Annotated in this window: 23 protein-coding genes and 1 riboswitch; of the genes, 9 read left to right on the top strand and 14 right to left on the bottom strand. The window is 70.1% G+C overall.

What is annotated here, in order from left to right; genetic code table 11:
- Window positions 1-57 precede the first annotated feature (57 nt).
- Genes ACQHIV_RS26495 through alr form a run of 3 tightly spaced genes read right to left on the bottom strand, consistent with a single transcriptional unit; the run spans window position 58 to window position 2,749 of the window.
- Window positions 58-669 (bottom strand): M15 family metallopeptidase, encoded by a 612-nt coding sequence (locus ACQHIV_RS26495; RefSeq protein ID WP_427886126.1) that lies wholly within the window; start codon window positions 667-669, stop codon window positions 58-60.
- On the bottom strand, window positions 666-1,622 hold the full coding sequence (locus ACQHIV_RS26490; protein WP_427886124.1) for a D-alanine--D-alanine ligase family protein: 957 nt from the start codon (window positions 1,620-1,622) through the stop codon (window positions 666-668). The genes ACQHIV_RS26495 and ACQHIV_RS26490 overlap by 4 nt, the downstream gene beginning before the upstream one ends.
- Window positions 1,619-2,749 carry an alanine racemase gene (gene alr, locus ACQHIV_RS26485; RefSeq protein ID WP_427886122.1) on the bottom strand — a complete coding sequence of 377 codons (1,131 nt, stop codon included), beginning with the start codon at window positions 2,747-2,749 and terminating at the stop codon, window positions 1,619-1,621. The genes ACQHIV_RS26490 and alr overlap by 4 nt, the downstream gene beginning before the upstream one ends.
- 146 nt (window positions 2,750-2,895) lie before the next feature.
- On the opposite strand from alr, the gene ACQHIV_RS26480 reads away from it, so the two are divergent.
- Complete coding sequence (locus tag ACQHIV_RS26480; RefSeq protein WP_427886120.1) at window positions 2,896-3,435, top strand: CGNR zinc finger domain-containing protein; 540 nt, start codon at window positions 2,896-2,898, stop codon at window positions 3,433-3,435.
- Here the strand turns inward: ACQHIV_RS26480 and ACQHIV_RS26475 are convergent.
- The 3 genes from ACQHIV_RS26475 to ACQHIV_RS26465 all read right to left on the bottom strand — a co-directional run bounded on the left by ACQHIV_RS26475 (window position 3,376) and on the right by ACQHIV_RS26465 (window position 6,080).
- Window positions 3,376-4,044, bottom strand: a complete 669-nt coding sequence (locus ACQHIV_RS26475; protein WP_427886119.1) for a GNAT family N-acetyltransferase — start codon at window positions 4,042-4,044, stop codon at window positions 3,376-3,378. The genes ACQHIV_RS26480 and ACQHIV_RS26475 overlap by 60 nt on opposite strands.
- Window positions 4,045-4,080: 36 nt before the next feature.
- Complete coding sequence (locus ACQHIV_RS26470) at window positions 4,081-5,226, bottom strand: ROK family transcriptional regulator (RefSeq protein WP_427886117.1); 1,146 nt, start codon at window positions 5,224-5,226, stop codon at window positions 4,081-4,083.
- A 161-nt stretch (window positions 5,227-5,387) separates the two neighbouring features.
- Complete coding sequence (locus ACQHIV_RS26465) at window positions 5,388-6,080, bottom strand: GAF and ANTAR domain-containing protein (RefSeq protein WP_427886115.1); 693 nt, start codon at window positions 6,078-6,080, stop codon at window positions 5,388-5,390.
- A gap of 109 nt (window positions 6,081-6,189) precedes the next feature.
- Between ACQHIV_RS26465 and nhaA the strand changes: the two genes are divergently transcribed.
- The 3 genes from nhaA (at window position 6,190) to ACQHIV_RS26450 (ending at window position 9,522) form a co-directional block, all read left to right on the top strand.
- Entirely contained in the window at window positions 6,190-8,070 is a 1,881-nt protein-coding gene (gene nhaA / locus ACQHIV_RS26460; RefSeq protein ID WP_427886114.1) for a Na+/H+ antiporter NhaA, read from the top strand.
- 65 nt (window positions 8,071-8,135) lie between these two features.
- Complete coding sequence (locus ACQHIV_RS26455; protein WP_427886113.1) at window positions 8,136-8,576, top strand: rhodanese-like domain-containing protein; 441 nt, start codon at window positions 8,136-8,138, stop codon at window positions 8,574-8,576.
- 103 nt (window positions 8,577-8,679) lie between these two features.
- Window positions 8,680-9,522 carry an SAM-dependent methyltransferase gene (locus ACQHIV_RS26450; protein ID WP_427886111.1) on the top strand — a complete coding sequence of 281 codons (843 nt, stop codon included), beginning with the start codon at window positions 8,680-8,682 and terminating at the stop codon, window positions 9,520-9,522.
- Here the strand turns inward: ACQHIV_RS26450 and ACQHIV_RS26445 are convergent.
- Window positions 9,519-10,019, bottom strand: a complete 501-nt coding sequence (locus ACQHIV_RS26445; RefSeq protein WP_427886109.1) for a tetratricopeptide repeat protein — start codon at window positions 10,017-10,019, stop codon at window positions 9,519-9,521. The genes ACQHIV_RS26450 and ACQHIV_RS26445 overlap by 4 nt on opposite strands.
- Window positions 10,016-11,296, bottom strand: coding sequence for an FAD-binding oxidoreductase (locus ACQHIV_RS26440; protein WP_427886107.1), 1,281 nt, complete (start codon window positions 11,294-11,296; stop codon window positions 10,016-10,018). Before ACQHIV_RS26440 ends, ACQHIV_RS26445 begins: the two co-directional genes overlap by 4 nt.
- An 86-nt stretch (window positions 11,297-11,382) precedes the next feature.
- Here ACQHIV_RS26440 and ACQHIV_RS26435 point away from each other — a divergent pair, with 86 nt between their 5' ends.
- Both ACQHIV_RS26435 and ACQHIV_RS26430 read left to right on the top strand, forming a co-directional pair.
- Window positions 11,383-12,762, top strand: a complete 1,380-nt coding sequence (locus ACQHIV_RS26435; RefSeq protein ID WP_427886105.1) for a PLP-dependent aminotransferase family protein — start codon at window positions 11,383-11,385, stop codon at window positions 12,760-12,762.
- A gap of 52 nt (window positions 12,763-12,814) precedes the next feature.
- The gene (locus tag ACQHIV_RS26430; protein WP_427886103.1) at window positions 12,815-13,552 is read left to right on the top strand and encodes a GNAT family N-acetyltransferase; all 738 of its coding nucleotides are present in this window, start codon (window positions 12,815-12,817) and stop codon (window positions 13,550-13,552) included.
- Here ACQHIV_RS26430 and ACQHIV_RS26425 read toward each other — a convergent pair.
- Window positions 13,542-14,447 (bottom strand): MBL fold metallo-hydrolase, encoded by a 906-nt coding sequence (locus ACQHIV_RS26425; RefSeq protein WP_427886102.1) that lies wholly within the window; start codon window positions 14,445-14,447, stop codon window positions 13,542-13,544. The genes ACQHIV_RS26430 and ACQHIV_RS26425 overlap by 11 nt on opposite strands.
- Window positions 14,448-14,567: 120 nt before the next feature.
- On the opposite strand from ACQHIV_RS26425, the gene ACQHIV_RS26420 reads away from it, so the two are divergent.
- Together ACQHIV_RS26420 and ACQHIV_RS26415 are read left to right on the top strand one after the other, a co-directional pair.
- On the top strand, window positions 14,568-15,443 hold the full coding sequence (locus tag ACQHIV_RS26420) for a LysR family transcriptional regulator (protein WP_427886100.1): 876 nt from the start codon (window positions 14,568-14,570) through the stop codon (window positions 15,441-15,443).
- A gap of 17 nt (window positions 15,444-15,460) precedes the next feature.
- On the top strand, window positions 15,461-16,312 hold the full coding sequence (locus tag ACQHIV_RS26415; protein WP_427886098.1) for a serine hydrolase: 852 nt from the start codon (window positions 15,461-15,463) through the stop codon (window positions 16,310-16,312).
- Here the strand turns inward: ACQHIV_RS26415 and ACQHIV_RS26410 are convergent.
- Window positions 16,309-16,695, bottom strand: coding sequence for a RidA family protein (locus ACQHIV_RS26410; protein WP_427886096.1), 387 nt, complete (start codon window positions 16,693-16,695; stop codon window positions 16,309-16,311). The two genes, ACQHIV_RS26415 and ACQHIV_RS26410, sit on opposite strands and share 4 nt — an antisense overlap.
- Window positions 16,696-16,776: 81 nt before the next feature.
- Here ACQHIV_RS26410 and ACQHIV_RS26405 point away from each other — a divergent pair, with 81 nt between their 5' ends.
- Window positions 16,777-18,645 carry a DUF6807 family protein gene (locus ACQHIV_RS26405; RefSeq protein WP_427886095.1) on the top strand — a complete coding sequence of 623 codons (1,869 nt, stop codon included), beginning with the start codon at window positions 16,777-16,779 and terminating at the stop codon, window positions 18,643-18,645.
- Here the strand turns inward: ACQHIV_RS26405 and ACQHIV_RS26400 are convergent.
- The 4 genes from ACQHIV_RS26400 to ACQHIV_RS26385 form a co-directional block, all read right to left on the bottom strand.
- On the bottom strand, window positions 18,620-19,393 hold the full coding sequence (locus ACQHIV_RS26400) for a thiazole synthase (protein ID WP_427886093.1): 774 nt from the start codon (window positions 19,391-19,393) through the stop codon (window positions 18,620-18,622). The two genes, ACQHIV_RS26405 and ACQHIV_RS26400, sit on opposite strands and share 26 nt — an antisense overlap.
- Before the next feature lies 1 nt (window position 19,394).
- Entirely contained in the window at window positions 19,395-19,598 is a 204-nt protein-coding gene (gene thiS, locus ACQHIV_RS26395) for a sulfur carrier protein ThiS (RefSeq protein ID WP_344188488.1), read from the bottom strand.
- Window positions 19,590-19,699, bottom strand: a riboswitch (TPP riboswitch). (Overlaps the previous gene by 9 nt.)
- Window positions 19,700-19,750: 51 nt before the next feature.
- Complete coding sequence (locus ACQHIV_RS26390) at window positions 19,751-22,309, bottom strand: glycosyl hydrolase (RefSeq protein ID WP_427886091.1); 2,559 nt, start codon at window positions 22,307-22,309, stop codon at window positions 19,751-19,753.
- Window positions 22,310-22,395: 86 nt separating this feature from the next.
- A complete protein-coding gene (locus ACQHIV_RS26385) occupies window positions 22,396-23,349 on the bottom strand; it encodes a DUF5937 family protein (protein ID WP_427886089.1) in 954 nt (317 codons plus the stop codon).
- Between the last annotated feature and the right edge of the window lie 5 nt (window positions 23,350-23,354).

The raw sequence follows: 23,354 nt of genomic DNA, 5'->3' as shown, positions 1-23,354 counted from the left end.
GTCGCCTGGGGCTCGCAGTCAAAGCAACGCTGCCTATCACCTGATAGGCAGCGGCTATCACCGCGTCGGGCCGTAAACGGCGCTCGGCCGATCCGCCACGAACGCCCAGTACCGGTCGCCGTACGACCAGTGCCACCACTCCGTCGGGTAGTTGACCATCCCGGCCGCCGTCAGTACGTCGGCCAGCAGCGCCCGGTTCGTCCGCGCCTCGCGGCCGATGTTCTCCGCCGCGAAGAAGCACGCGCCGTTGCTCTGCTCGGGTGTCGCGTCGATCGGCGTACCGAGATCCAGCGGCCCGTGCGCCCCGATCAGCGTCAGGTCCACCGCCGCGCCCGCGACATGCGGCGCCACCTCGATCGGCGACACGAACCGGCTGGCCAGCACGCGTACGTCGGCCTCCGCGATCCCGGGATGTAGCCGCGCCAGCTCCGCGCAGTACCCGTCGTAGATCTCCCGCTGGCTCTCCGCCGGCCGCAGCCCCTCGACCACCTGCAGCCGGATCCCGGCCGGCAGGAACGTGTCCGCCAGCGCGAGCCGATCCGCCACGCCCTCTCGCGCGAACTGCTGCCCGACTGCTGACAGTCCTCTGGTGGACAGGTCGACGAGCCGCTCGCCGTTCTCGATCGCCGGGATCGCGGTGATCCGGTCGTCGCTCAGCAGCACGGTCATCCGCGCGCCACCGCCGTACGGATCAGGGTGTCGACGACCTCGGCGTACGACAGCCCCGCCGCCGCCCACATCCGCGGGAACTGCGACGCCGGCGTGAACCCGGGGAATGTGTTGATCTCGTTCACCACCGGCTCCCCGTCGGCCGGTACGAAGAAGTCGACCCGGGCCAGCCCCGCGCAGCCGAGTACGTCGAAGACCTCGATCGCCGTACGGCGCAACCGGTCCGCGAGCGCGGCGTCGAGCGGCGCCGGTACGACGAACCGGGTGCCGCCGCTGTCGTACTTCGCGGCCGCGTTGAAGAACGGCTGCTCCGGATCCGCGTGGATCTCCAGCGCCGGCGCGGTCTCGATCCGCCCGTCGGGGAACTCCAGCACCGCGAGGTCGATCTCCCGGCCGGTCATCTCCCGTTCCACCAGGACGTCCGGCGCGGCGTCGGCGACCGCGGCGAGCAGTGCCGAGAGGTTCGTCGCGCGGGTGACGCCGAAGCTCGACCCGCCGTTCGCGGGCTTCACGAACAGCGGGTAGTCCAGCCCGGCCGCCTTCAGTTTCTGCATCATCGCTTCGGTGTCGGTCACCTCGTTCCCGCGCAACGCGACCCCTGGCGTGACCGGAATGCCGGTCGCCGTCAGCACCGCCTTGGTCAGGTGCTTGTCGAGCCCAATTGCGCCGGCCGCGACGCCGCTGCCGACGTACGGGATCCCGAGGGTGTCGAAGAATCCTTGCAGGCGGCCGTCCTCACCGCCTGCGCCGTGCAGCGCGGGGATCGTGACGTCGCACGCCTGCAGGATCTCGATCGCCTCGTGCTGCCCGTCCTGCCAGTTGCCCTCGGCATCGATCACCATCGGGATCGCCGTATGGCCGAGGAGATCGACCGCCTTCGCGATCCCCCTGCCGCTCGCCAGCGACACCTGGTGCTCCGGACTCGCACCACCCATCACGATCGCGACCCTCATCCCGCACCTTCCTCGTAACGCCGGGTGATCCGGCTGCCGATGCCGCAGTAGATCTCGTGCGGGATGGTGCCCGCCCAGTCGGCCCAGTCCGCGGCCGTCGGCTCGCCGGCGGTGCCGGGGCCGAAGATGGTGACCGCGGCGCCGGGTTCGACGGGCAGGTCGCCCGCGTCGACGACGAACTGGTCCATCGCGATCCGCCCGATCACCGGCGTTCGTACGCCGGCACACAGCACGCTCGCGCGCCGCCCGGCGACCCGGGGGATCCCGTCGGCGTACCCGATCGGGACCAGGCCGATCGTGGTGTCCCGCTCGGCGACGAACTCGTGCCCGTACGAAACCCCTTCACCCGCGCGGATCCGGCGTACCTGGGCCAGCTTGCTCACCAGCCGCATCGCCGGCCGCAGTCCGATGCCGAGCTCGTCGATCCCGTACAGCCCGGCGCCGACCCGGATCAGGTCGGTGTCCGGTGCGTCGAGCGTGAGCGCCCCGGCCGAGTTGGCCAGGTGTACGACGGTCGGCCGCAGCCCGGACCGTCGCGCGAGACCCACCCCGGCCCGCAGGAATTGCAACTGCCGCTTGCTCTCCACGGCGTCGGCGGAAGCGCCGTGGGAGAGATGCGACCAGATCCCGCGGACCGTGACGGCGCCGAGCGCCTCGTAGTGCGCCGCCGTTCGGGTGAGCTCGATCCACTGGCCGGGTGCACTGCCGGCCCGGTGGAGCCCGGTGTCCAGCTTCAGGTGCACGTAGTGGACGGATGGTGTGGAGACAACGCGCTGGAGTTCGGCGACGGTGGAGACACTGACGTCGACGTCGGCGAGGAGCATCAGTTCGGCCGCGTCGTACAGCCAGGTCAGGATGGGTGTCTGAATGCCTGCCGCGCGGAGCTGGAGCGCTTCGGCGGCGTGCGCGACGCCTAGCCAGGTCGCGCCGGCCTCGATCGCGGCACGGGCGACCGGTACGGCGCCGTGGCCGAAGGCGTCGGCCTTGACGACCGCCATCAGCTGCCGCGGAACACGTTCGCGGAAGCTCCGGACGTTGTCCCGGACGGCGGAGAGGTCGACGACCGCTTCCGCCAGTCCGGCGATCCCACGCGTTGCCGGGCGGTGGTGGGACTGGACGAGGTACATGCCGATCATTGTTGTTTCTGGCAACGATCGGCATCATCGGAGTCAGGACGGATGTCTGCCGGTGCCGACTACGACCGTGGTATGACACCGCTCATCCCGGTGGATGAAATCGTCCGGTCGGGCGAACTTTCGCCGATACTGGAGCGGTGGAAGCCACGGATCACCTGCAGGACTCGCTGACGGCCGGGATCGCGCTGGCGAACGCCTTCGGTTCGGCGATGCGGCAAGGGCGGCCGGCGCGGGCGGTGGATGCCGCGGCCGTGGACGCCGTACTGCGGTTGACCACCAAGCGGCCGCCGGTCGTCGATCCGGCCGACTACGCGGCCGGTGCGAAGACGCTGTACGAGGCGCTGAGTGCGCTGCCGGATGTCGACGCGGCCGCGGCGCTGGTGAATCGGCTGCTGCAGGAGACGAAGGCGGCGCCGCAGCTCACCCGGGAGGTGGGGGAACCGTGGCATCTGCACTTCGGTAGTCCGGACGGGGCGGCCGGGTGGCTCGCCGAGTTCGCGACCGCGGTGGCGATGTTGCTCGGGAGCGCGGAGCTGGAACGGGTACGGCGGTGTGCGGCGGCGCGGTGTGACGACCTGTTCCTGGACTCGACGCGGAGCCGTACGCAGCGGTTCTGCTCAACCGCCTGCCAGAACCGGACCAAGGTCGCCGCGCACCGGGCCAAGACGAGCACCTGACGCCGTCACCATGGTCGCCTCGGTCGCCCAGCCGAGCTTCCGGTACAGGTGGAAGCCGTCGGTGGTCGCCATCAGCAGACCGGTCCGCGCCCCACGTTCGATCGCCCGCCCGGCCAGCGCCCCCATCACCACACTCCCCAGCCCACGCCGCCGATGCGCCGGATCGGTCTGAACATCGTGCACCACAGCATCCACCCCAACCACCACCACCATCCCCCGCGCCGCCACCACACCACCCCGCTCGACCACCCGCACATACTCGAGCGTCCTGTCCACCGTGAACTCAACCTGGTATCCGTCGGCGGCTTGTGGCTGTGGATGTTGGTGGAGGGGGATGGACATGAGGGTCTTGTGTTCGGGGAAGGGGTGGGTGCCTGCGGCTAGCAGTTGTGCCGCGACCTGGGCGCCGGTGTGGGTGGTTACCGTCAGCCAGGTGTCCGCCGGGAGAGCGGACGCCAGGCGGGCCACGGTTGGTGCGTCGTCGGAGCGGGTGAACAGTTCGCGTTCCCGCCCGGGCAGCCGCAGTACGGCGACGTACGCGTCGGGGTACTCGATCACCGGCTCCAGGCCGCGACACAGCCGCCAGCCTTCCAGCCATCGCCTCATCATGACAACGAGTGTAACCGACTAGCTAGAAATAGACAGTTACTCGGTCCCGAGAACGAAGGTCTGGATCGCGACCACCGCCGCCCCCCGAGCCCACTCGCTGAAGTCGGCCGGCTGCTGGACCATCGGCAACTCAGCCGCCGACGGATGCCGATCGGCGTGCAGCCCGGCCAGCAGGTCCTCGCGTGCGACTTCGGCGAGCCGGATCCCCTCGCCACCGAGCACGACCAGCTCCGGCATGGTGAAGTTCGCCGCGGCCGCGATCAGCTTCCCCAGGGCGCGTCCAGCCCGCCCGACCAGCTCGCGCGCCGCCGGTTCCCCCTTCGCCGCGAGATCGAGCGCCTCGTCGTACCCGACCGTCCTCCCCAGCGCCGTACCGAGCTGGCTGGTGATCGCGCCGACCGTCAGCAGACTGAGCGCACACCCGCGGTGCCCGCGGTCGCAGAGCGGGCCGTCCGGGAGCAGTGGGTAATGCCCGATCAGCCCGAGCGTGACGTCCGGGCTGTCCACCACTTGGTTGTGGACGACCAGCCCGTACCCGACCCCGGCGCCGACCGTGACCAGGATGAAGCGGTCCGAGTTCCGCCCGGCACCGAACCAGTGCGTGGCCTCGGTCAGCGAGGTCAGGTCGTTCGCGAGCACGATCGGTACGGCGGTGTGCGCGGCGAGGATCTCGCCGAACGGTACGTCGACCCAGTTCAGGTACGGGCCCCACCGGACCTCGAACCGGTTCGCCACCCGTCCACCGATCGAGACGCCCAGCCCGGTGAGCGGCCGGCCGCCCGGAACCTGGAGCTGCAGTTCGTCGGTGATCTCGAGCACCAGTTCCGCCACGGCCGACGGCGTCTGGTCGAGGATCGGCCGCTCGACGCTGGCCAGCACGTCGGCGCGCAAGGTCGTCAGTACGCCGATCGCGGAGTCCCCGGTGAGCTTGATGCCGACGAAGTGGTGCGCGTTCGCGTCCAGGTCGAGCGGCTGGGACGGACGGCCGACCCGTGCGTCGGTCGGGCCACCGTCGACCTCGACCAGCAGACCGGATTCGACCATCGGCTTCGTCAGCCGGGTCAGACTGCCCGGTGAGAGCCCCACCCGCCGGGACAGCTCGGCGCGCGACAACGGCCCGTCCAGCAGGATCTCCAGCGCCACCTGCCTCGATGGGCCCGCCAACGGCCGCCACTCACCCATTGCGCCAGCGTAACGTGGCGGCGTCGGCGGGGACCGGGCTTGTGACGCCGAGACGTGACCCGGTCCGCGGTACTGACCGCACAAGTCCCGGCGTCAAGCTCATCTCGCAGTATGCAACGGATTGCCTGGTACAGCGGGTCGACAACGGTGTCAGATCGTCGTCAGTGCGGGAGTTTGCGCGTATCGATGAGTTGCTGGGCGACGTCGCGCAGTTTGGTGTTGGTGTCCTGCGAGTACCGCTTGAGGATCGCGAACGCCCGGTCGCCGTCCACGTCGAAGCGTTCCATCAGGATCCCCATCGCCTGGCCGACCAGCTTCCGCGCGTCGACGGCCTGCGCCATCGTCTCCTCGTGCCGCGCCGACGCCACCGCGACCGACGCGTGCTGCGCGAGCACGTACGCGATCGCCTCGTCGTCGGCGGTGAACGCGTCCGGCTCGGCGGCGTACAGCCCGAGCACGCCGACCGTACGTCGCGGTGCGTCACCGGTCGCCAACGGTACGTCGAGCACGCTGCGGATCGCCGGCGCCTCCGTGCGGAGCTCGGGCCAGCGGTCGTCGGTGGCGGTGTCGTGGATCAGGACCGCCGTACGGTCGCGCAGCGCCGTGATCAGCGGGCCACTCTCCGTGGCGATCTGCCGTTCGTAGAAGGCGGTCACGACCGGATCGGTCACGGCGGCGATCTCGGCCTGCGAACCCCGGGTGTACAGGGCGACACCGGCATACGTGCAACTCAGGGCCTGCTGGGCGAACTGCACCACCGCGTCGATCGTCTCCTCGACACCGGGCGCGTCGTGCAGCTCGATCGCCAGCCGGGCGAACGTGTCCGCCGAGTTGGCGAGATCGGGCTCAGTCACTGGAATCTCCAGGGCGTGGACTGCGGTCGGGCACCGCACATCATGCAGCCCGACGCCCGAAGAGTGTTAGCCGCCCCGAGAAACAAGGTCATCCGCTTACAGTGTGCGTATGGCGGACGTGGCTGGTCTGTTGGGTGGGCGGACCGACTGGCGGCGGGAGTTCGCGGCGCCCTTGCGGGCGTTCCTGCGGACCGAGGCGGGGAGCTCGGGGGTGCTGGCCGCGGCGATCGTCGCCGCGCTGGTGTGGGCGAACGTCGCACCCGGGACGTACGACGACTTCTGGCGGACCGACCTGTCGATCGGGCTGGGGCATCGCGAGCTGGGGCTGGACCTGCGCGAGTGGATCAACAGCGGGCTGATGACGCTGTTCTTCCTGGTCGTGGGCCTGGAGGCGCGGCGCGAGTTCGACCTCGGCGACCTGCGGGAGCGCAGCCGGTTCGTGCTGCCGATGCTGGCCGGCGTCGCGGGGATGGTCGCGCCGGTACTGATCTACACGGCCTTCAACGGCGGCGGGCCGGGCGCGCACGGGTGGGGCGTCGCGATGTCGACCGACACCGCGCTGGCGCTCGGGCTGCTCGCGCTGGTCGGCCGCGGCGTACCGGATCGCGTGCGGGTGTTCCTGCTCACGGTGTTCGTGGTCGACGACCTGCTCGCGCTGGTGGTGATCGCGGTCGTCTACAGCGCGGACGTGAAGCTGCTGCCGCTCGTACTCGCCGTCGCCGCCTTCGCCGTGGTCCTCACGCTGGCCTTCCTGAAGGTGCGCAAGCCCTGGGTGTACGTCGTTCTCGGCGTACTGATGTGGGCCGCCCTGCTGAAGAGCGGCGTCGACCCGGTGGTCGCCGGGCTGGCGATCGGCCTGACCGCGTCGGCGTACTCGCCCGGTCGTGAGGAACTTGAGGAGGCGACCGGCCTGTTCCGGCTGTTCCGCGAGCAGCCGACCCCGGAGCTCGCGCGCTCCGCGACCGTCGGCCTGACCACCACGATCTCGCCGAACGAACGCCTGCAGTTCCTCTACCACCCGTGGACCAGCTACCTGATCGTCCCGCTGTTCGGCCTCGCGAACGCCGGCGTCACGATCGACGCCGGCTTCCTCGGCCGCGCGTTCAGGTCGCCGATCACGCTCGGCATCCTGCTCGGGTACGTCGTCGGCAAGCCGCTCGCGGTGACCGGGATCGCCTGGCTGCTCGAACGGATCAGCGGCGGCCGGGTCCGCCCGGGGGTCGGCTGGGCGTCGGTGCTCGGCAGCGGCACGATCGCCGGCATCGGCTTCACCGTCTCGTTGCTGATCGCAACCATCGCGTTCGGCGGCACACAGCTGGCCGAGGCGAAGGTCGGCCTGCTGTCCGCGGTGATCGTGGCGTCGGCGCTCACCTGGGCGGTGTTCCGCGCCGCGAAGCTGCTGTCGCCGCCGAAGAAGGCGCTCGCGCTGCTCGGCGACGCGGACCAGCTGCTCGACCTGACGGATCCGGTCGATCCGGAGCGCGACCACATCCGCGGCCCGGCGACCGCGTCGGTGACGCTGGTCGAGTACGGCGACTTCGAGTGCCCGTACTGCGGGCTCGCCGAGCCGATCGTCCGCGACATCCTGCAGGACGACGACCTGCGCTTCGTCTGGCGGCACCTGCCGCTGTCCGACGTCCATCCGCGGGCCCAGATCGCGGCGGAGTTCGCGGAGGCCGCCGGGGCGCAGGGCTCGTTCTGGGAGATGCACGATCTGCTGCTCGCGAACCAGGAGAACCTGCAGCCGAAGGACCTGATGGCGTACGCGGAACAGCTCGGTCTGGACACCGATCGGTTGCACGACGAGGTCAAGCGGCACGTGGCCGCCGCCCGGGTGGCGCAGGACGTCGAGTCCGCGGACACCAGCGGCGTCTCCGGTACGCCGACGTTCTTCGTGAACGGGCAGCGCCACTACGGGGCGTACGACGTGGACACCCTCAAGCAGGCGATCAAGGTGGCGCGGGCACGGTCGAAGATCCGCCGTGGCTGAATCTTGATGTACTAGGGCATTTCTGCCACTGTCGCCGTACGGCGGAATCCCCGACGCTGGGCGTCATGACCAAGCAGATCGATGAGGCCGCCGTCGCGCACTTCGCCGGGCGGCTGGCGTACGAGACGGACCCGGCCGATGTCGCCGCGGACATCGGCGCGGGCGTGACCGGCTGGGTGCTGATCGACAGCCGCAGCCGGGAGAGCTGGGACCAGGGCCACGTACCGGGCGCGGTGCATCTGCCGCACCGCGAGATCACCGAGCGGACGGCGGCCGATGTCGTACCGGCGGGGGCCACCGTGGTGACGTACTGCTGGGGTCCCGGATGCAACGCGGCGACGCAGGCGGCGCTGGCGTTCGCGCGGCTCGGGTACCCGGTGAAGGAGATGATCGGCGGGTTCGAGTACTGGGTGCGCGAAGGCGGTCCGATCGAGACCGCGGCCGGCGTCGAACGGCGCGAGTCCGACCCACTCACCGCACCCCGCGGCGTCGCCTGCGCGTGCTGAACCGCCTGTGACTGTTGAGGTTTTACAACCCTTGAACACGCCGTGGTGAAACGCTGACTCCCTGTACGTTACGCTCGGACGAGAGCCGACGTGAGGAGACAGCGTGACCGATCAGCCGAGGTACGACGGCGGACTGGTCGCGTTCGGCATCGACACGGCGAACCCGAGTGTCGCCCGGGTGTACGACTACTTCCTCGGCGGCAAGGACAACTACGAGTGTGACCGGGAGTTGTACCGGCAGATCATGAAGGTCGCGCCGGAGGCTCCCGAGTGGGCGCGGGCGAACCGGCGCTGGCTCAAAGAGGTCATCACCTGGCTCGCCGAGGAGCGCGGCGTACGGCGCTTCATCGACGCCGGCTCCGGGCTGCCCACCGCCGAGAACACCCACCAGATCGCCCAGGGCGTGAACGTGGAGTCCCTGGTGGTGTACATCGACAACGACCCGTCGGTGGTCGCCCACGGGCGGGCGTTGCTGCTCGACAACGCCCGGATCCAGTTCGTCGCCGCGGATCTGACCAAGCCGGCCGAGGTGCTGGCCGAGCAGCCGATCGCGGACCTGCTGGCCCCCGGTGAGCCGGTCGCGCTGGTGATGGCGCTGATGCTGCACCACATCGCGGACTACGACGAGACCCTGGCGGTCGCCCGGCAGTACGTCGAGGCGCTGCCGCCCGGGTCGTTCCTGGCGATCACGCACGCGTGCAACCCGGGTGACGGCGGCGCGGTCGACGAACTGGTCACCGAGCTGCAGGAGAAGATCAAGCACGCGTTCCCGACGCTGGCGTTCCGCTCGGTGGAGCAGATCTCGTCGCTGTTCGGCGGCATGGAGATCCTCGAGCCCGGCGTCGTCCGGCTGGTCGACTGGCACGTCCCAGGCGGCCGCGTCGACGAAGAACCCGAACCCGGCGTCCGCGACGCCATCTACGGCGGCGTCGCGGAAAAGGCCTAACGCCCGGCCAAGTAGTCCGCGTTGCCGCGGATGGCGGCTTCGTAGCGTTTGATCTCGGCGGAGTCGACCTTGTCGGCGATCACCAGCAGCAGCGTGGCGAGGGCCTTGTCCTGGAGACCGGCGGCGTGCAGCGTGAGCGCCTTGAAGACCCGCAGCGAGTCCGATTCCGGGTACTCCGCGCACGCCTTCTTGAACAGGTCCAGCGACTCGTCGAAGCGGCCGAGGTTCCGCAGCGTGCTGCCGTACTGCAGCAGGCACTTCCGCCGGGTCTCCCCGCTCAGCCCGGGCAGCGCGCGCTCGTAGTACCCGACCGCGGCCTCCTCCTGCCCGGCGGTGTCGTACGACCCGCCGACCTCGTACAGCACGTACGGGTTGTCCGGGTGCTCGCCGAGCAGCTTCTCGAAGAACGCGATCGTCGGCCCCATGTTCGCCCGGTCCCGCCGCGCGAACCCTTCCTGGATCGTCGCGGCGAGTTCGGGAGTCAGATCAGTGGTCACATCACCATCATGCCGCGCGCCGGGCGGATGTTCTGGTTGAGGTGGAACACGTTCTCCGGGTCGTACGCCGTCTTCAGTGCGACCAGCCGCTCCAGCTTCGCGGGCGGGAAGGCCCGCTGGATCGGGTCCTCGTTGAGCGTGTTCACGTACAGCCCGCCGGAATACGGTGCCAGACTGGCGGCGTACGACCGCAGCATCCCGATCTTGGTCTCGTCCTCGGCCGGGTCCTCCCAGCGGGTCGCGGTGACGAACTCGAACAGCGTGTCCCGGTGGCTGAACGCCGCGTCCCCGTCCGGCACCTCGGCGATCGCCCCGCCGTACGCCTGCAGACTCGCCCCGACGCCCGGGTTCGCCACCAGCGCGCGGATCGCGTCGTCCGGCAGCGACTTGAAGTAGTGCCCCTTCCAGTACCGGCGGAACCGGTGCCCCTGGACGTTGTCGTCCCGCGTCTGCAGCTTCAGGTACGTCGTCTCCTCGACCAGCTCGTCCGTGACCGGCCCGAGCGCCCGGAACGCCGGCAGCAGCTCCTCCCCACCGTCGCCGACCCACACGTACCCGACCGTCACGGTGTCCGCCGCGATGCTCGCCGTGAACGTCGCCTCCCGCGGCGCCGTGGCGTTCAGCTCCCGCCACCCCCGCAGTACGTCGAACCCGGCCGCCGTCGGGTACGTGAACTCGACGATCAGCGCCCGCGTGCCGATCTCGTGCAGCCGGAACTCGAACGACGTGACGATCCCGAAGTTCCCGCCGCCGCCCCGCAGGCCCCAGAACAGCTCGGCGTTCTCGTCCGCGCTCGCGGTCACCACGTCACCGTCCGCGGTGACGACCTCGTACGAGATCACGTTGTCGCAGGCCAGCCCGAACCGCCGCGCCAGCCAGCCCATCCCGCCGCCGAGCGTCAGCCCGCCGACTCCCGTGTGCGAGACGTTGCCGGCCGTGGTCGCCAGCCCGTACTCCTGCGCCGCCCGGTCCAGTTCGCCCAGCAGGGCACCGCCCTGGACCCAGGCCAGCTTGGCGTCCGGGTCCACGCGGACCGCGCCCATCGGCGTCAGGTCGATCATCAGCCCGCCGTCCGGGACCGCGAGACCGGCGATGTTGTGCCCGCCGCAGCGGACCGCGATCTCCAGGTTGTTCGCCCGGCCGTACCGGACCGCTTCGGCCACCTCGGCGGTGCTCGAGCAGCGGGCGACGACCGCCGGCCGCCGGTCGATCATCGCGTTCCACACGGTCCGCGCCTCGTCGTACCCGGCGTCCCCGCTGCGCAGCATCTCGGTCATCGCTCTCATCTCCCCTGGTGAATCGGTGGTGTGCACAACCCTGACAGCGCGGCGGTACGCCGATAAGGTCCAGTTCTGTGAGCCGAATGAGGACCAGTTCCGGGGCCGGCGAACTCCTGGTCGAACTGCACCGGGACAACGGCGTACCGCTGCACCAGCAGCTCGAGAGCGCGATCCGCACCCGGATCCGCGCCGGGCTGCTGCGCGCCGAGACCGTGATGCCGTCCACCCGGGCGCTCGCGCAGGACCTCGGCCTGTCCCGCGGCGTGGTCGTCGAGGCGTACCAGCAGCTGGTCGCGGAGGGGTACCTGATCAGCCGCGGCGGCGGGTACACGCTGGTCGCGGACATCGCCGTGGTGTCGCCGTCGGCCGCGCCGAAGACCAGGACCGGTCCGCCGCGGATCGACTTCCGCTACAGCCGGCCGGACGTGTCGCAGTTCCCGCGCGCCGCCTGGCTCCGGTCGGTCCGCCGGGTGCTGAACGAGACACCGAACCGCAGCCTCGCCTACATCGACGGCCGCGGCACGCTCGAGCTCCGCACGGCCCTGTCCGACTACCTCAACCGGGTCCGCGGTACGGCGGCGCGCCCGGAGAACATGATGATCTGCAACGGGTTCGCGCAGGGCTCACGGCTGCTGCTGCAGGTGCTGGTTGCCCAAGGCTACAAACGGCTCGCGGTCGAGGACCCGTCCGACAACGACCTGCGCGACGTCGCGCTGGCGGCCGGGATCGACGTGGTCGGCGTACCGATGCTGGAGACCGGCATCGACGTGGCGGCGCTGGCGCGGTCGGGGGCGGACGTCGTCCTCGTGACGGCCGCGCACCAGTTCCCGACCGGGGCGGTGGCGTCGGCGGAGACGCGGGCCGCGCTGGTCGCCTGGGGCGGGCTGGTGATCGAGGACGACTACGACGCGGAGTACCGGTACGACCGGGAACCGATCGGTGCGCTGCAGGGCCTCGCGCCGGACCGGGTCGCGTACGCCGGGACCGCGTCGAAGACGCTGGCGCCGGGGTTGCGGCTGGGCTGGCTGATCCTGCCGTCGTCGTTGGTGGAGCCGATGACACGGGCGAAGCTGATGGACGACCGCGGGTCGCCCGTACTCGATCAGCTGGCGTTCGCGGACTTCGTGGCGCGCGGCGAGTTCGATCGGCACCTGCGCCGGATGCGGCCGCGGTACCGGGAGTTACGGGACACGTTGGTCGAGCGGCTGGCGGCGCAGGTGCCGGAGCTGGAGCCGGTCGGGGTGTCGGCCGGGTTGCATGTGCTGACGTGGTTGCCACCGGGGCTCGGCGAGACGGCGTTGCAGGACGCGGCGTTGGAGCGGGGGCTCGGGGTGTACGGGCTGGCGCCGTACTGGCTGGCGGGTGAGGGACCGGCCGGGCTGGTCTTCGGGTACGGGTCGCTGAACCGGAGTGAGGTCGTCGAGGGCGTCGGCCTGCTCGCCGACGCGATCCGCTCGCTATGAATAACTATCCACTTCATTGCAATTCGATCCGGTCGGTTCTACGCTTGGTGGAGTGATCGCCGCAGCGCATATCGACACCTTGATGAACCAGGGCTGGCCCGCCGCCGACAACACCGAGCTCGACGGCTGGGTGGTCCGCCGCACCGCCGGCGTCACCCTGCGCGCGAACTCCGTCCTCCCCAAGGGTGCCCCGTTCGACCTCGGCAAAGCCTTGGAGTACGTCGAGAACCTGTACGCCGCGCACGACATCGCGCCGTCCTTCCAAGTCGGCCCGGCCGCCCAGCCCGGCGACCTCGACGACCGGCTCGCGGCCCGCGGGTACGAGGTCCGGAACCCGACGCTGGTGATGGGCGCCGAGGTCGCCGACGTCCTCGCGAACCTCGGCGAGCCGACGGAATCAGTGAATATATCCGCGGTGCCCGACGACTCCTGGATGGACTTCTGGTGGTCTGTCGACGGCCGCGGCGGATCCGCCGCCCAGGCCGCCGCCCGGCAGATCCTGAACCGGGGGCGCGCGCTGTACGGCGTGATCCCGTCCGGAGAACCGGTGAAGGCGATCGGCCGGCTCGCGCTGGTCGACGACTGGGCCGGGCTGTACTGCCTCGCCGTCGACCCGGCGCGCCGCCGGCAAGGGCTCGCCCAGGCGGTCATCCACGGCTTGTTGCAGGCGGCAACGACAACCAGCTGGGTCTGGCTGAGCGTCCTCGAAGCCAACACTGCCGCCCGCACCCTCTACGACCGCCTCGGCTTCCAGGCCGTGTCGCGGTACCACTACCGCGTCAAAGCGTGACCTTCTGCAGGTGATCGAGGACGACGAACTCGGCACCCGCCCGCTGCACCGACGTACGCAGCGGAGTCAGGTCGGTCCACGGTACGCCGGGTTCGTCGAGCGGCTTGTCGAAGTCGTCCCAGTGCGTCGCGATCACCTTGCGGACCGGCTTGATCGTCTGGAACAGCCGGTCGGTGATGCCCGGTTCGCCGCCGGGGGCCGCGAGTACGACGTCGACCTGGAGGTCGCGGAGCGCGTTCGGGTCGAAGTTCGCCGTACTCAGGCTGAGGATCCGGAGGCCGCCGATCGTGATCACGAACGCCAGCGTGCCGCCCTCGACCAGGTCCTCGATCACCCGCGGGCGCGGCGGGACGGCGTACCGGTAGCCCGGGTACGCGTACGTGTGGCGCTTGCCGCTGCACGAGTGGAGCGACGGGAACACCTCGATCGAGAAGCCTTCGAACGGTAGGTACTCGCCGCCGCGGACGGCGGAGAGCAGGTCGTCCGGGGTCTTCATCGCGCGGAGCAGGTTCGCGTGCGTCTCGGTGCAGAGGACGGTCGCCTGGGTCCGCTTGGCGACGTACGGGACGTCGGCCATGTGGTCGTAGTGCCCGTGATGCACGAGGATCGCGTCGGCGGTGCTCAGGTGCTGGTCGATCACCTCAGGCTTGATCACCAACTTCGTCTTCGGGTCGGCGCCCGCCGGCGTGAACGTCCCCGTCCTGAACCGCGTCAACCACGGATCCGTCACCACGACGGCCTCCCCACACCGAATCTCCCACGCATGCGTCCCGAACCAGGTCAACTCCACGGGCTCTCGGGTGACCTCAGCCGTTGCCTGATCTTCGAAGCCGATGACACCGACCGCCCCGACGGCCGCCGCACCGGCCAGCATGCCCCTCCGACTTACCTTCACGCTGTCTCCTCTCGTCGTCCCTGGGATGGCAGTCAAGGCGAGGACGATCGAGTCTGTCGAATATGCTCTCGGGCATGCGTCGATTGTCTGGAGATATCACCGCAGGTCAGCTGGGTCCTCATGCTGACTGAACGTCATCTCCAGATCTTCGTAGCGCTCGCCGAGGAGCAGCATTTCGGCGACGCGGCGCGCGTCGTCGGCATCACCCAGCCGCCGCTCTCCCAGGGCCTCCGCCGCCTCGAGTCCCTCGTCGGCGCCAAACTCTTCGAACGCGGCGCCGGCAGCGTGGAACTCACCCCGGCCGGCGCCGCCCTCCTCCCGTACGCCCGCCGTGCCCTCACCTCGCTCGAAGAGCTCCACCAAGCAGCTATCTCCCGCGACCCCGAAGGCCCCGAGATCCGCCTGGGCCTCACCCCCGAAGTCCCACCCGCCGCGGGCGCCGCCCTCGCCGCCGCCTGCGCCGCCGCCATCCCCGGCAGCCGCGTCACGGTCGTCACGTCCCCCACCTCCACCCTGGTCAACCAGGTAACCACCGGCCGCCTCACCCTGGCCGCCGTACAACACCCCACCGTCCTCGACGGCCTCGACGCCGGCCGAGTAGTCCTCCTCCCCACCTGGGCCCTCGTCCCGGTCAGCCGTTCCGCGGCCGAGGGTGTTGTGGGGTTGAGGGAGTTGCGGGGGTTGCCGGTGGCGGTGCGGCCTCGGGGGGAGGCGCCGGCGGCGCGGGACCTGTTTGTGGATACGTTGGGGTTGCATCGGCCGGACGGTGGGACCGTGGTGGTGACGGACGAGCGGGCCGGGTTGGCGATGGTGGCGGCGGGGCAGGCGATCGTGGTGACGGCCGACCCGACGCTGACCGCTCCCGGCGTACGGCGGTATCGGCTGGCCGACGACCCGCTCCCGCTGCGCCTGCGGCTCGTGTGGTCCCGCACGCGCACGCCGTTCCTCCGCCCGGACGACGTGATGGCCCAACTCACGGAAGCGCTCGCCTCGTGAACGCGCGGGTCCGTGGTGTGTTCGACGATGCCGGTGTCCGCGGCTGGCTGCATGCCGTTGCACTGGACGAGCCGGACGCCACCGTTGAGGTCGACGCCGACGGAATCGTGCCACTGGCCTCGGTCTACAAACTCCCGCTCCTCGCCGGCTTCTGCCGGCTTGTCGACCGCGGCGAGCTCGACCCACGCCGGCAACTGACCCTCGATCCGGCGATCAAGACCAGCGGCCCCACCGGCCTGTCCACGTTCGCCGACCCGGTCACCGCATCCCTCAGAGACCTCGCGCTGTCGATGATGACCCTCTCCGACAACGCCTCCGCCGACGCCCTCCTCGACCTCGTCGGCCTGCCCCGCCTGGCGGCGATCCTCACCGACCTCGGCCTGCGCCGAACGTGGGTACGCCGAGGCACGGCGGCCAACCTCCGCGACCTCCAACGCCGTACCGGAACGAACGACCCGGACGCCGCTCTCGCCGTACTCGCGGACAACGACCAGACCGACCCGGCCGGCGTCTACGAAGCCGCGAACGCCTCCGCCGGCACCGCGCGAGACATGACCTTCCTCCTCCGCCGCCTCTGGGCCGGCGAACTGCTCTCACCGACCCAGACCGAGTTCGTGAAGGCGACCATGCACCGCCAGATCTTCCTGCACCGCCTCGCGTCCGGCTTCCCGCACGACGGCGTCCGCGTCGCGGGGAAGACCGGTACGTTCGGCGCGCTCCGCCACGAGGTCGGCGTGGTCACCCTGCCCGGCGGGTCGGCGTACGCGATCGCCGTCTTCACGCTCGCCGCCCGCGGCGACATCCGCCAGCCCCGCGTGGACGCCGCCATCGGCGAGGCCGCCCGCCTCGCCGTCGACGTACTGCGTTAGACGATTGCGAAGGCCTCGATCTCGAGCAGTACGTCCGGGTTGAATAGGGCCGCCACCTGCACCGCCGAGGCCGCGGGCTTCGGGCCGGGGATGTACTTGTCGCGGACCGCCCGGATCGCCGGCATGTACGCCATGTCGGTGACGAAGAAGGTCATCTTGACCACGTTGCCGAACGTCGCACCGGCCGTCGCCAGGCAGCGCTCGAGGTTCGCGAACACCTGCTTGGCCTGCGCGCCGGGGTCGCCGACCCCGACGAACGCGCCGTCCGGGTCCAGCGCCACCTGCCCGGAGACCGCCACCCACTGGCCGGTTCCGGTCACCACGTGGCTGTAGCCGTTGCCGGGGGCAACGCCCTGGACCTGCGGATACTCCAGTTCAGTCACCTGTTCCTCCGTTCGGTGTAGGTCCCCATCCGATCACACCGGGGGTTGAGAAACCGGTTTCCATCGGGAGAGGATACGGAGGTGGGCCGGACACCGAAGGACACCATCACGATCACCGACGTCGCACGCGTGGCCGAGGTGTCGCGGGCGACCGTGTCCCGGGTGATGAACGGCCGGCTCAGTGTCGCACCCGAGATCGTCGCCCGGGTCCGGGCCGCCGCGGAGCAGCTGAACTACCGCCCGAGCGACCTGGCCCGGAGCCTGTCGCTGGGCCGGACGAACATGGTCGCGCTGGTCGTCCCGGATCTCGGCAACCCGCTGTTCCAGCAGATCCTCCGCGGCATCACGAACGCCTCGGCCGCGGCCGGGTACAAGGTGCTGGTCGCCGAGACCGACGAGGATCCGGAGGCCGAGGCGGCGATCGCGATCGAGGCCCGGCGGCGCTGCGACGCGCTGATCATGGTCTCGCCGCGGATGGACCAGCAGCGGCTGGTCGAGCTGCTGCCGCAGGTGCAACCGGTCATCCTCGTCAACCGCCAGGGACCGGCGGAGGTCTCGTCGGTCGTGGTCGACTACGGCCGCGCCGTCCGGATCGTCGTGGATCACCTCGTCGGCCTCGGGCACCGCCGGCTCGCGTTCCTGTCCGGCCCGCCCGCGTCCGCCTCGAACCAGTTGCGCCTGCGGGCACTCGAGGTCGCCGAGCGGGAGATCCCGGGGCTGGACCTGGTCCGGCTGGAGTGCGGCTGGTCGATCGAGGACGGGTACGCCGCGGTCGAACGAGTACTCGAGTCGCTGGCGACGGCGGTGGTCGCGTTCAACGATCTGGTCGCGTTCGGGCTGCTGGCGCGGCTCAACGAGGTCGGGGTCGCCGTACCGGCTGATCTGTCCGTGACCGGGATGGACGACATCGGGCTGGCGCGGTTCGCCGTACCGTCGCTGACGACCGTACGGGTCCCGCAGAAGGACCTGGGGGAGCTGGCGTGGCAGCGGTTGCTCGCCTCGATCGGCGGGTCGGCGGACGCGGCGGACGGCGTACCGGAGTTGCGGCTGGCGGTGCGGCTGGCGGTGCGGGCGAGTACCGGCCCGGTGCCGCGGGAGCCGCGGCCGGCGGCGTCGGACGACCGGATCGGGTGGCAGCAGCAGGGCGACATCTTCGAGCTGGGGAGTTCCGCGGGGCTGCTCGCGCGGTACGAGTTCGGCCGGCGGATGCCGCAGGTGCACGCGCCGCGCCCGTACCTGCATCCCGTCCGGACGCTCGGCGGGCATCCGTTGACCGAGGTCAGCCCGGTCGACCACCGGCACCACTACGGCGTCTCGCTCGCGGTCGCGCAGGTGAACGGTACGTCGCACTGGGGCGCGCGCACGTACGTCCGCGGCCAGGGGCCGACCCTGCTGCGGAACCACGGCCAGCAACGCAGCCGTGGCGTCACGGTCAACGATCGCGAACTGATCGACGACATCACCTGGTACGACGAACAGGGCCGTCCGCAGTTGGTGGAACGCCGGAGCCTCACGGGCGACCTGGCCTTCGGCGGCTGGCGTCTCGACTGGCGGAGCGTGCTCACCGCCCGGTACGGCTCGGTCCGGATCGACAGCCCGGCGACGACCGGCCGCGACGGGGCGGCGTACGGCGGGATCTTCTGGCGGCTGCCGTTCTCGGAAACTGTTGTCCTCAGCTCCGACGGCGAAGGGCTGGAGGCGGCGTTCGGATCGACGAGTCCGTGGATCGCCTTCGTACAGGGCGAGGTGAGTCTGTTGCTGGTCCAGCCCGAGCAGGTACGGCGGTGGTTCCTGCGGGTCGCGCAGTACGTCGGCGTCTGCCCGGCGCTGGCGTGGGACGAACCGTTGGTGCTCCAACCGAACCAGGAGCTGACGTTGTCGTTGACCGCCGTACTCCTGGATCGGTCGCTGGACGCGGCGGACGCTAAAAGGCTGGCAGGCCAGTTGTAGGGGACGACGCCAGCCCGGATTGCCAGCGGCGCGGGACGCGTCCGGCCAGGCGGGCGTTCCGGCCGGCGGAGACGGCGTCGCGCATCGCGGCGGCCATCAGCGCGGGCTTCTCGGCGCGGGTCACCGGGGTCGCCAGCATCACCGCGTCGCAGCCGAGCTCCATCGCCAGCGCGGCGTCGCTCGCCGTACCGATGCCGGCGTCGACCACCACCGGGACGTTCGCGGCCTCGGCGATCAGCGCGATGTTGTGCGGGTTCCGGATGCCGAGCGCCGAACCGATGGGTGCGGCCAACGGCATCACCGCCGCGCAGCCCGCCTGCTCGAGCCGGCGGGCCAGGATCGGGTCGTCGTTGGTGTAGGGCAGGACCGTGAAACCGTCCGCCACCAAGGCGTCGACGGCATCCAGCAACTCGATCGGTTCCGGCAGCAGCAGATGGTCGTCGGCGACGACCTCGACCTTGATCAGGTCGGTCTCCAGCGCCTCGCGGGCCAGTTTCGCGGTCAGGACGGCCTCGGCGGCGGTGTGGCAGCCGGCCGTGTTCGGCAGTACGTCGATGCCGTGCTTCTTCAGTACGTCGAGCACCGAGCCCTCGTGGCCGGTGCCGAGGCGGCGCATCGCGACCGTGGTGAGTTGGGTGCCAGAGGCAACCAACGCCTCCTCCAGCACCTCCAGGTTGGCGGCACCGCCGGTACCCATGATCAGCCGGGACGCGTACGTCCGCCCGCCGAGCTCGAGGGGATCGTCCATCTCAGCCTCCCTGCGTCGCGCTGACGATCTCGACCCGGTCACCCGGGCGGACCGTGGTCTGCGCCCACTCGGCCTTGGTCAGCACGTTCTGATTCACCGCGACCGCGATCCCGGTGCTCCGGTCGGAGTACTCCGCGACCAGCTCGGCCACCGACTTCCCGGCCGGCCCGTCGACCGCCGTACCGTTCACCCAGACGGATTCCATCCCGCTCCTCCCTACGCCGGAATTACCCGATTCAGGTTCAGCGGTCGGTGACGGCAGCCACCCTCTCAGCCCACTCCCTGCGAGCTCCCGCGGACATCTCGACTGTAGCTCACCCTCCCGATCGTTTCCGGATCGGGAGGGTGGCGTGGACGCTACGGGGTTGTCACCGCGGTGACGGTTGAGCCGGAGATGTACGTCGGCCAGGTGCCGACGGTGACGGTTACCTGACCGTTCGCGTTCGGGGTCAGGGTGTACGGGAGGCCGTACAGGCTGGTGACCTGGACCGGGCCGGTCGCGTTGACGGTCACGGTGGTGTTCGCGCCGGAGGCCGCCCAGATCGCGCGGAACGGCGTACCGTCTCCTGCCGCGTACACCTGGTCGATCAGGCCGTTGCCCGGGTACTCCTTGCCGAGGAACGTCGCCCCGCGGAGCTGTCGAGCGGCCGTGGCGTAGGCGACGTACGACGGTTTCGGCGTGTAGGCGCCGAGCGCGTCGGCCTCGTTGTGCACCAACCCGAAGTTGTTCTCCTGGTCGGCCGGGTTGATGCCGTCGTTCTTGAAGTCGTACGTGTAGAACCGGTCGACGTCGTGCCCGGGGACGTTGAGCATCGCGCGGGCGACGTACATCGCCTGCGTCGGTTCGCTGACCGGCGCGGCGCTGCCGGCACCGGTGTACCAGCCGGCCTCGGTGATCCAGATCGGTTTGTCGACACCGCCGTTGTACTGCCGGATCGTCGCCCGCACCTGGTCGAGGAAGGAGCCGAGGCTCTCGGGGGCGTTCAGGTAGTTGTACGGGTGCACCGACACCACGTCGAGGTACTTCAGCCCGCCGAGCTGGCAGAACTGCTGGAACCACGCCTGCTGTGTCACATCGGTGTCCCCGCCGCCGACGATCGTCAGGCCCGGGTGGTTCGCCTTCAGCTTCGGATAAGTTGCCTTGAGCAACGCGAGGTAGCTGTCCGGCGTGTAGTTGGACGGTCCGGCGGCGTTCACGTCCCACTCGTTCCAGATCGCCATGTTCTTCACCTGCGGGTACTGGCTCGCGAGCGCGTCCGCGTAGTTCGCGAACCCGGCTCGGCCCGCGTCGGTGAACGGCGCGTCGAAGAGGTCGCCCGCGACATCGTCGTACTTGGCGTTGCCGTAGTCCGCGATCAGCAGCGGGTCGATACCGCTGGACTGGAAGGCCTGCTGGTACGACGTGAACTTCGCCGGGAACGTGTAGCTGCCGACGGTCGTCTCGATGTCCGCCCATTTCGCCTCGTCGCGCGCGGTCCGCGCCCCGGACTGTGCGAGCAGCGGCATCACGTCCTGGTTCCAGGTCGCTCCGAAGTGGGTGCCGGCGCCCTGGTACGTCGGGGCCGTGGTCGCGGCGACCGCGTCGACGTTGACCGCTGCCGACGTACCGCTGTTGAGGATCGCGCTCTCGTCCAGCGTCAGCATGATCGCCTTCGCCGGGCCGTGCCAGATGCCGTCGTCGGCGCCGCCGAAGTGCAGGTACCCGGTGCCGTGGTCGAACTGGGTGACGCTGAGGTGCTGCCACGCGGACCCGGACACCGCGAGGCGCTGCTGGTGGACCTGGCCGGTCGCGTCCGTGAGCCGCAGGCCGATCGACGAGACCTGGCTCGATTTCACCCACAGATCAAGGGCTTTGAGGTCGATCGGTACGAAGGTGCGTTGAAGCGCGACGTAGTTGCCGCCGCCGGTGAAGTCGCCGCTGAGCTTGGCCGACTGTGCGCCGGACTGCGGCGACACGGTGTCGTAGCTGAGGCTGCCGGTCGCGCCCGGGAACTCGCTGCCCGGGTAGAACGTCCAGCCTTCCGCAGCGCTCTCGTAGTCGCCAAGCGGAGTAGTAGGCGCTGCGGCCGGCGCGTTGAGCGTCAAGTCGTCGAGGTTGACGCTGCTGCTCGTGGCACCGCTGATCGCGCCCTTGTCGAGGATGACCTCGACCTGCTTGGCCGGCCCGTGCCACACGCCGTCGTTGGCGCCGCCGAAGTGGCTGTACTGCTTGCCGCCGTCGAAGCGGGTGACGGTGAGGGGCTGCCAATCGGTTGCCCCTGACAACGTCAGGCGCTGCTGGTGCACCTGGCCAGTCGAATCGGTGATGCGGAACGTGAGGAACGACAGGTTCGACGTCTTTGCCCAGAAGCTCAGGCTGGTCGCGGCCACCGAGGGGAGGGTGCGGTTGACGCTGACGTACGCACCGCCGGCGCTGAAGTCGCCGGACAGCTTGCCGGAACTCGTACCGGAGTGGTTGTCGGTGGTGTCGAGCGCGAAGCTCCCGGTAGCGCCGGGGTACTCGCTGCCCGGGTAGAACGTCCAGCCTTCGGCCGCGTTCTCGAAGTCACCGACCCGGGTGGTGGTGAGGCCGGCGACTGGCGCCGTACTGAGCGGGCTGAGGATGGCGAACGTCGTCTTGGCGGTCGCCGTACCCGCCTGGACGGTGAGCTCGTACCAGCCGCGGGTCGTGACCGCGACCTGCAAGGTACTGGCGGCGGCCTGGCTTCCGCTGGCGACGACGGTGCCGTTGACGTCGGCGGCCGACCAGGTCACGGACGAGGCGTCCGTACTGAGGCCGACCTTGACCTGCTGGCCGTCGGTGAACACGTTGCCGAGGGTGATCGGGGTGAGGGCGAGGGTCGCGGCGTGGGCCGGGGTGATGGTGCCGATGCCGAGGAGGAGAACTCCGAGAACGAGCGCAACAGTACGTCTCATGCCGACTCCTGTTTCAGGGCGGTGGGTGGGACGCCGGCTGCCACGACGTGTGGTGCGAAATCGCTTTCGCAAACTATTGCCGGATGTTACGGCGGTGTCAACGGCTCGCTACCGGTCAGCAACGCTGCGAGTTCGGTCGGGCGGTAGAGGACCTGCTTGCCGGTGCGTTGCGGCTCGACCAGCCCGGTACGGCGGAGCAGTTGCAGGTGCTGGCTGACCGCGGACGGGGTGACCTGGAGTTCGCCGGCCAGGTCTGTCGTGGTGCGGGGGTGTGTGAGCAGGTCGAGGATGCGTGCTCGCGGCGTACCGATCAGTTGGGCCAGGTCTTGGTGGGACGGTGGTTCGGCGACCGACCACAGGTTCGCCTGACCGCGTGGCGGGTAGCCGAGCAGTGGATCGGCGCCCGGTTCGAACGGGATGACCGCGTGCGGGCCGAAGAGGGTCGGCTGGAGTACGAGACCGCGACCGTTGATGTCTTCTTGACGGGTCAGCGCGGCGACCTTGTCGACCTTGAGCAGACCGTCCGCGTAGCTGATGGCAGGGCCCAGCCCGTTGAGCATTACGCCGGTGCCGTGCTGAGTCAGGACGTGGCCGCGGTAACTGATGTCAGCGGAGAGCAGGGTCCGCATACGGTTCCAGTACGGCGCCATCATGGCCTGCCAGTACTCGCTGAGCGCGTTGACCACCTTGTCGACGGTCAGGGCCTCCGGGAGCTCGCCGTTCACGGCTATGAGCTGATTCTTGAACGTGTCCTGGTCTACGGCTGCGATCAGATCCAGCTCGTCGGCCAGCTGCGTCAACGGCGACGAGGGGCGCGGCGTGAGGAAGTCCGGGCTGCCCATGGTGTCGTTGACCAGCCACCGCAGTACGTCCCAGTCGAGCTCGGTCACCCGCGGCTGCACCGCGCGTACCCACCCGAGCTGCAACGGGAACCGCCCGGGCTCCCGCAGCGCCCGCAACGACAGCACCATCTCCGCGACCGGCGAGACCGCGAACCGTACGTCGGCAAGGTCCTGCGAATTCAGGACGTACGTCAGCACGGCGC

The organism is Kribbella polygonati, assembly GCF_050320105.1.
Classification (GTDB): Bacteria; Actinomycetota; Actinomycetes; order Propionibacteriales; family Kribbellaceae; genus Kribbella.
This window is presented reverse-complemented; position numbering and strand designations above follow the sequence as displayed.

Bases quoted from the DNA above. Each gene is read 5' to 3' on its own strand.
- ACQHIV_RS26490 (WP_427886124.1), bottom strand. From the start codon at position 1,622: ATGAGGGTCGCGATCGTGATGGGTGGTGCGAGTCCGGAGCACCAGGTG.
- ACQHIV_RS26470 (WP_427886117.1), bottom strand. From the start codon at position 5,226: ATGGGTGAGTGGCGGCCGTTGGCGGGCCCATCGAGGCAGGTGGCGCTG.
- ACQHIV_RS26420 (WP_427886100.1), top strand. From the start codon at position 14,568: ATGCTGACTGAACGTCATCTCCAGATCTTCGTAGCGCTCGCCGAGGAG.
- ACQHIV_RS26400 (WP_427886093.1), bottom strand. From the start codon at position 19,393: ATGGACGATCCCCTCGAGCTCGGCGGGCGGACGTACGCGTCCCGGCTG.
- ACQHIV_RS26440 (WP_427886107.1), bottom strand. From the start codon at position 11,296: ATGACCGAGATGCTGCGCAGCGGGGACGCCGGGTACGACGAGGCGCGG.
- nhaA (WP_427886114.1), top strand. From the start codon at position 6,190: ATGGCGGACGTGGCTGGTCTGTTGGGTGGGCGGACCGACTGGCGGCGG.
- ACQHIV_RS26475 (WP_427886119.1), bottom strand. From the start codon at position 4,044: ATGATGAGGCGATGGCTGGAAGGCTGGCGGCTGTGTCGCGGCCTGGAG.
- ACQHIV_RS26495 (WP_427886126.1), bottom strand. From the start codon at position 669: ATGACCGTGCTGCTGAGCGACGACCGGATCACCGCGATCCCGGCGATC.
- alr (WP_427886122.1), bottom strand. From the start codon at position 2,749: ATGTACCTCGTCCAGTCCCACCACCGCCCGGCAACGCGTGGGATCGCC.
- ACQHIV_RS26390 (WP_427886091.1), bottom strand. From the start codon at position 22,309: ATGAGACGTACTGTTGCGCTCGTTCTCGGAGTTCTCCTCCTCGGCATC.
- thiS (WP_344188488.1), bottom strand. From the start codon at position 19,598: ATGGAATCCGTCTGGGTGAACGGTACGGCGGTCGACGGGCCGGCCGGG.
- ACQHIV_RS26455 (WP_427886113.1), top strand. From the start codon at position 8,136: ATGACCAAGCAGATCGATGAGGCCGCCGTCGCGCACTTCGCCGGGCGG.
- ACQHIV_RS26435 (WP_427886105.1), top strand. From the start codon at position 11,383: ATGAGGACCAGTTCCGGGGCCGGCGAACTCCTGGTCGAACTGCACCGG.